At 43.9% G+C, this 6000-nt stretch carries 4 protein-coding genes, 2 pseudogenes and 1 CRISPR repeat array; of the genes and pseudogenes, 2 read left to right on the top strand and 4 right to left on the bottom strand.

Annotation, left to right across the window (positions count from 1 at the left end):
- Nucleotides 1-199 precede the first annotated feature (199 nt).
- Nucleotides 200-1762, bottom strand: a complete 1563-nt coding sequence (locus H2C83_RS05205) for an alkaline phosphatase family protein (protein ID WP_181738457.1) — start codon at nt 1760-1762, stop codon at nt 200-202.
- A gap of 180 nt (nt 1763-1942) precedes the next feature.
- On the opposite strand from H2C83_RS05205, the gene H2C83_RS05210 reads away from it, so the two are divergent.
- Nucleotides 1943-3139 carry a M24 family metallopeptidase gene (locus H2C83_RS05210; protein ID WP_181738459.1) on the top strand — a complete coding sequence of 399 codons (1197 nt, stop codon included), beginning with the start codon at nt 1943-1945 and terminating at the stop codon, nt 3137-3139.
- Between the two features lie 219 nt (nt 3140-3358).
- Nucleotides 3359-3577: a helix-turn-helix domain-containing protein gene (locus tag H2C83_RS05215; protein WP_181738461.1), complete on the top strand. Its 219-nt coding sequence runs from the start codon at nt 3359-3361 to the stop codon at nt 3575-3577.
- 189 nt (nt 3578-3766) lie between these two features.
- Here the strand turns inward: H2C83_RS05215 and H2C83_RS05220 are convergent, their stop codons facing one another.
- The 3 genes and pseudogenes from H2C83_RS05220 to H2C83_RS17310 form a co-directional block, all read right to left on the bottom strand.
- Nucleotides 3767-4159: a RibD family protein gene (locus H2C83_RS05220; protein ID WP_181738463.1), complete on the bottom strand. Its 393-nt coding sequence runs from the start codon at nt 4157-4159 to the stop codon at nt 3767-3769.
- A 78-nt stretch (nt 4160-4237) separates the two neighbouring features.
- Nucleotides 4238-4600: direct repeats of the CRISPR family, unit length 30 nt; unit sequence GTTTCAATTCCTCATAGGTACGATACAAAC.
- A 386-nt stretch (nt 4601-4986) separates the two neighbouring features.
- Nucleotides 4987-5438, bottom strand: a pseudogene (locus tag H2C83_RS18715) (Imm6 family immunity protein).
- A gap of 368 nt (nt 5439-5806) precedes the next feature.
- A pseudogene (locus H2C83_RS17310) lies at nt 5807-6000 on the bottom strand (IS110 family transposase); the annotation flags it as partial.

Genomic DNA, 6000 nt, shown 5'->3' on the forward strand with positions numbered 1-6000 from the left:
ACGGGTACTTCCGTTGGTCGCAGGTACGCCGCCCATGTGAGTATATGCAACATGAGTTGTAGAACCATATGGGACGGGCTGATGAGACAGCCCCTAACTTGGGAGTTGCCCAAAGCAGAAATGAATTGAGGGCGTTAACTACCCAAGAATCCCACGGCTTCAGCCGTGGGAAGTCTCAAAGAGTTGGAGAATTTTCTGTTCAAGGTGAGATTAACTGCAAGATCCAATCTTTCAGATCGACGAGGCGCGGTGTCTTCGGCTGTGAATCGGTTCCACAGACGATCATGGGCACATTTGAATCAAGGTAGTGCAGGGAACCGTGGGCACCGCCTTTATGGGTGGGGGAGCTTTCTCCCGTTAATTCATAGCCGGGGGCGACCGTAACCACAATCACCCGTTCGCCTGTATCCATGACCCCTGACAATCGAAACAGAACATCAGGGAAAATGCCGTACTCCATCCGATCGGATTCGACGGAAATGTCCAGTACCGACGGATTTCCTTCCATTTCCCATTTTTGCCCGTATACATCGGTCAAAGGACCGTTTTTCCGAAAACGGCACCTGGCTCCGGGAATGTTGCCGCTGACCACATAAATCCAATCTTTTTCCTTCCATGAGATGATGTCCAGTTTGGGTTCTTCTTGCAGGGCATTGACGACTTCCACGATCGCCAACTCCGGATCGAGGATATAAATATAGGCCATTCGCTCGTTTACGCATAATACCAGCTGATCCTGCTCCCGGGGAGAATGCTGTTTGATGGGCATAATCCTGTAGGAATGGAGTTTTTGGCGCAAATCGATATAAGCCGCCTGCCTGTCAGGAAGGATATGGGTCTGTCCGCTGTCTCCCATAATGATCCAGACAGCTTTTTTGATCGCTTCTTCCCATGATCCAAACGCATCCAGAATCTTTTGCAGTTCCTTGTCTGCCTGAATGATTCCACTGATTTCCGAAGGGCCTTTTTTGTGTACCTGATCGTCATTGGAAGGAAAATAGGCGATCGTAAAAGCAGGCAACTTTCTGTTTTCAATCAGGGACGAAAGTTCCATGCGCGTGAAGGAGTCGTTAAAGCCAAACCGCCTCCAGAAAGAAGTGTATTTTGTATTTGAAAAAATCCTTGACAAAGCAGCAAATGAAAAAAATGCCGGCGCCCGGGTCGGGATTTGTCTGGGAAGAATTCCAAACATGCTGGCGATCCACGGAATGAACAGTTTCCGCTCATATTTCCCCCGGTAAATCAGACCATTGATAGAAGCGGTCGGTTGATCAGTTTCTTCATGAATTGTTTTTACTTGTCTGCTGATGGTTTTTTGGTTCAGATGCATGAGACTGTCACGCAATACTGTTCTTAAACCGAATGTCAGAATTTCCCGAAGACCGGTTCCAAAATTGATTATCCTTTTTTCCTGCTTGTGGAAATAGACAAGTCCGTAGATGTGATGCTGGTTGGGAGGAGTTCCGGTTAGCAGGGTTGTTTCGATACAGACGGACATGGTGGGGAATGAAGAAACAACCTGTGGAAAATACTGTCCGTTTTGCTTCAGAAACGAAAGAGCCGGTGTTTTCCCGCTGTGAATGGTTTCTGTCAATACCGTGTCCATGAGCGAATCAATCATGATCAGGATTACCGGTTTTTGTTTCGGTTGCACATCTTTTTTTTGCATTTCCTCTTGTTGTACGCGCTGCTCTTTTTTTGAGGACTTTCCAAGAATGGTCGCAATGAGAACCAGGAGGACGATGACAGCCAGTAACGTCATTTCTCAATTCCTTTCTTTTTTACAGTGATAAACATAGTTTTGCACTGAAACAGGCCAATTATGCCAGATCGTTTGACGTGGAAAGCCGCTTCCGGTACTTTTAATATAGAAGCATGATTAATCTGAAAAGTTGTGAAAGGGAGGCAGAAATTCATCAAATCAGAGAAAGGAAGGATATGCATGCATACGCTTCCAAGAGTGCCGGAAAATGAGATCAGAAACAGGATTGCCCGGTTTCAGACTACGCTTCAGGAATTGGAAGCAGACGGAGCGTTGATCACGCAAAATGTCGATTTATATTACCTGACAGGAACAATGCAAAACGGAATTCTTTTTGTTCCGCAAACGGGAGAACCCTGTTTTTATGTAAAAAAAAGTGTGACCCGTGCTGAATATGAAACCATCCTGCCTGTTCAGCCCTTGGGTAGAATGAGAGAACTTGGAGGAATAATTGAAACAAGATTTGGATCAGTCAAAAAATTGGCAATAGAGATGGATGTTTTGCCTTATGGTCTGGCAACACGATATCTGGGAATGTTTCCGCAAGCGGAAGCCATCGATATTTCTTTCCCGTTGCGCCTGCAAAGAGCCATCAAATCGGAATATGAGCTGCAACAGATCAAAAAAGCGGCCGTGTATGTGAATGAAATCGTGGCCTCTCTGCCCGGCTATCTTCAAAAAGGAAAAACTGAACTGGAACTGTCCGCCAATATCGAACATGTCCTGCGGCTCAAGGGAAATATCGGGATCTATCGTATGCGCGGCTATAACCAGGAACTTTGCCTGGGCATGGTTGCTTCCGGCTCGGCGGCTGCCACTCCCACCTATTTTGATGGACCGGCAGGCGGCCTGGGGGTCCAGCTGGCCAGTCCCCAGGGGGCAAGCCCAAAACCACTCAAAACCGGAGAACCGATTCTGATCGATATTGCCACCACCGTGGAGGGCTACCTGATTGACCAGACCCGCATGGCGGTCATCGGCGATTTGGACCCGGAAATGGAACGGGCTTATGAAGTGGCTGTCTCCATCATCCGGGAAATGGAACAGATGGGCAAGCCGGGTGTCGAATGGCAAGCCCTTTATCTGCGGTCGCTGGAGATGGCAGAAAAAGCGGGCCTGTCCAACCATTTCATGGGCTATGGCCCCGACCAGGCCAAATTTCTGGGGCATGGCGTCGGTCTGGAAATGGACGAGCTCCCGATACTGGCCAAGGGATTCCGGCAGCCGCTTCAGGAGGGAATGGTACTCGCCATCGAACCCAAATTCACCTTCCCTGGCCGGGGAGTTGCCGGAATCGAAAATACCTACCTCGTTACCAAAGATGGATTGCAGCCACTTACCATTGCCCCGGAAGAAATCGTACGGATTCCGGAATAAGCTGCCCGGGCTTTCCCCAAAACGGAAAAGATTTCGTAACCGAATAACGGACTCGGGAATATGATGTGGGAGAAAAGTCAAGTAGCACTTCAAAAAACACAGGATATTCGCCCAAATGATTCATAAATCCTCACCATCAGTACAGCCTGCTCATAGAATAACTTGACTGGTCCCTGACCCTTGTATATCAGGTGCTCGAGCAAGGAAGGGTGGCATCATTTGAGTAACCGTAAAGGCAACTCCTTGTTGACCAACCGGGAGAGGGAAGTTTTTGAGCTTTTGGTGCAAGACAAAACTACAAAGGAGATTGCCCAACAACTTTTCATCAGCGAGAAAACGGTTCGAAACCATATCAGCAATGTGATGCAAAAACTGAATGTAAAAGGACGTTCCCAGGCCGTGGTCGAGTTGGTAAGATTGGGCGAACTTAAAATCTGAATGAATGAACCCTGCTGCATGGACGTGGCAGGGTTTTTGTTGTGGGTTCCAATATCAAAGGCTTGGATGAGCGTTTGTTTGCAAGAAATACATTATTCAGAGATTTAGGTGGAGCTATATCAAATGGTACGTATGGTGATAAGAGAAACGGGGGTTATAGTCACCCCCGTTTTCTTGATTATTGATCATTCAATATTTGGGATATCCGATGATACAAATATCCTCTCCAAACCGTTCAACGGTAATATTTTCAAGTTCAACAGCCAAAGCCATTCGCTCAAATCCCTGGCCCGAAATCAGTGTAATACTTTCCTTGCCGCCGAGTAATTTGGGGGCAATAAAGGAAACCACTTTCCCTACAAGCTTAGCTTCAAGCATCGACCAATTCAGTCCTCCACCTCCCTCAAGCAGTACTGATAGAATTCCGTTTTCAGCCAGGTGCTTCATTGCTTTTACCAGATCGACACGTGGTCCGCTGCCAGTACAGATTACCTTTACTCCATGCTCAATCAGTTGTTTTTTTTTCTGTGTCTGCCTTGTTCGTACAAAAAACCATTCGTAGTTGTCACCAGTGGAGTACAAAGAAGATCATGAGCAAACCCTTATAGGTACGATACAAACTGTTTAGCAAGATTCAAGAGTTTCCGTTTCCAGTGGAATGTTTCAATTCTTCATAGGTACGATACAAACCCGATTCTTAGATACCTCATATAGCTGCGTTACAAGTTTCAATTCCTCATAGGTACGATACAAACTCCCAGTGTCTTCCCTATTTTGATGATTTCTTGTTTGTTTCAATTCCTCATAGGTACGATACAAACCCATTCTCAACTTCTCCTTTCAAGTTTTTATGTTTGGTTTCAATTCCTCATAGGTACGATACAAACTAGAATCGTTTTTGAGAGCTTTAAATTCATTTTATGTCGTTTCAATTCCTCATAGGTACGATACAAACAAGTTCAGGAAATACCTTCATAGCCAAAATTACGTTTTGTTTCAATTCCTCATAGGTACGATACAAACCCCAAAAAGTGTTGTTACTAAGCCATTCTACAAATAATCCCATTTTCCTCTTTACTGCCTTATTTTTGAGCGAAAAAATAAAGAATCCAGTAATAAAGCCAGTTTCCAGAACATTTATCAGAATATTCGGTGTCGTCGATCTCCCGGGTTTACTCCTCTACTCACGGTCGACGACAAATTTGGTTTCAACCATTTTAATCCGAGTTACTTGTGTAGACAGTCTGTCCGTTCGCTTCCTCAAGTATTTCCACCCAATGCTTTAATTCCAATACAATATATGTATATTTGTTTCTAAGTGATGTTAAAAAGGCCAGAGGTATTTCCTCAAGCCTTTTCATTATTCGTTTCAAATCTGATATAAAATTTCTGATCGATTGACTTTCTTATCACTGCCTGTTGGATAATTTTCGAGCAGATATTTTTAATCGCTCGGCCCATTCCTCTTGATATCCATATACTTCTTTTACTTTATCCATAAACTCATCAATCATGTCATCATCAACTATTTCAACGGGCTGTGGAACAAATTCTACTTTTTCATATTGATATGCTTGCCAAGAAGTATAAAGAACTGCATCAGTTACACAATAGCTGATCAATATTTCAGCTTGGGGATCTTCTATATCTAAGTGGATTAACCCATCAAATTCATCATCTAAAGTTAATAAAAGATCATCCCACTGTGCTTCTTCTCTTCAACCCATTCCCAGCACATGTCAATAGCCTTTTTAACAAGATAATACCAGTTGTAAATTTCTGTTTTATCCATGATTTTTTCCGTTAATGTTAATAAGTAAGCAACTTTAGCATCTACATTGACACTCTCATACCATTCCATATTTACAACCTCCCTCAATAAATTAAGTTTTTCTCACTCAATCTCTCGTTTTCTCCAATTTTGAAAAATGAACCAGGCATTTAGAACGGATACATTTTGAATAGATGTATAGAAAAGGAATTAAGGGTTTACTCAAATAGAGGCAAGCCTCTATTTGTAAAAATATGTGAGCGCTAGTGGATCTCCACAATGACCCAAGGAGTTTACCCTCCCATGTCTCACAGGATCCAAGTCCCTAAATTCCTTCGTTCTACCTGCCTTGGGGTGGAGGCTGAAAAAGCTCCATTGCAGGGTCTATGCCCGTATGGTAAAGATAAGACTCAGCTTCTCCGCGCTTCATACTTGTAAAGAAAACGAGAAAAAAGAAATTAAGCTACTTCCTGTAATTGAACTTGATGCAAAGCTCCTTGGAGCTTTGCCGCATCATAGGGGATTTGTTTGCGTCCGAGTACGAACAAAATACGAATGAGCTTACAACATAAAGCAATTAATGACTGCTTTCTATGCAATGGGTTGTTTGCACGCTTTGTAAAATAAGCATGAAGAGCTTTAAACTCTGGAT

Source organism: Thermoactinomyces mirandus (assembly GCF_013868055.1).
GTDB classification, from domain to species: Bacteria; Bacillota; Bacilli; order Thermoactinomycetales; family Thermoactinomycetaceae; genus Thermoactinomyces; species Thermoactinomyces mirandus.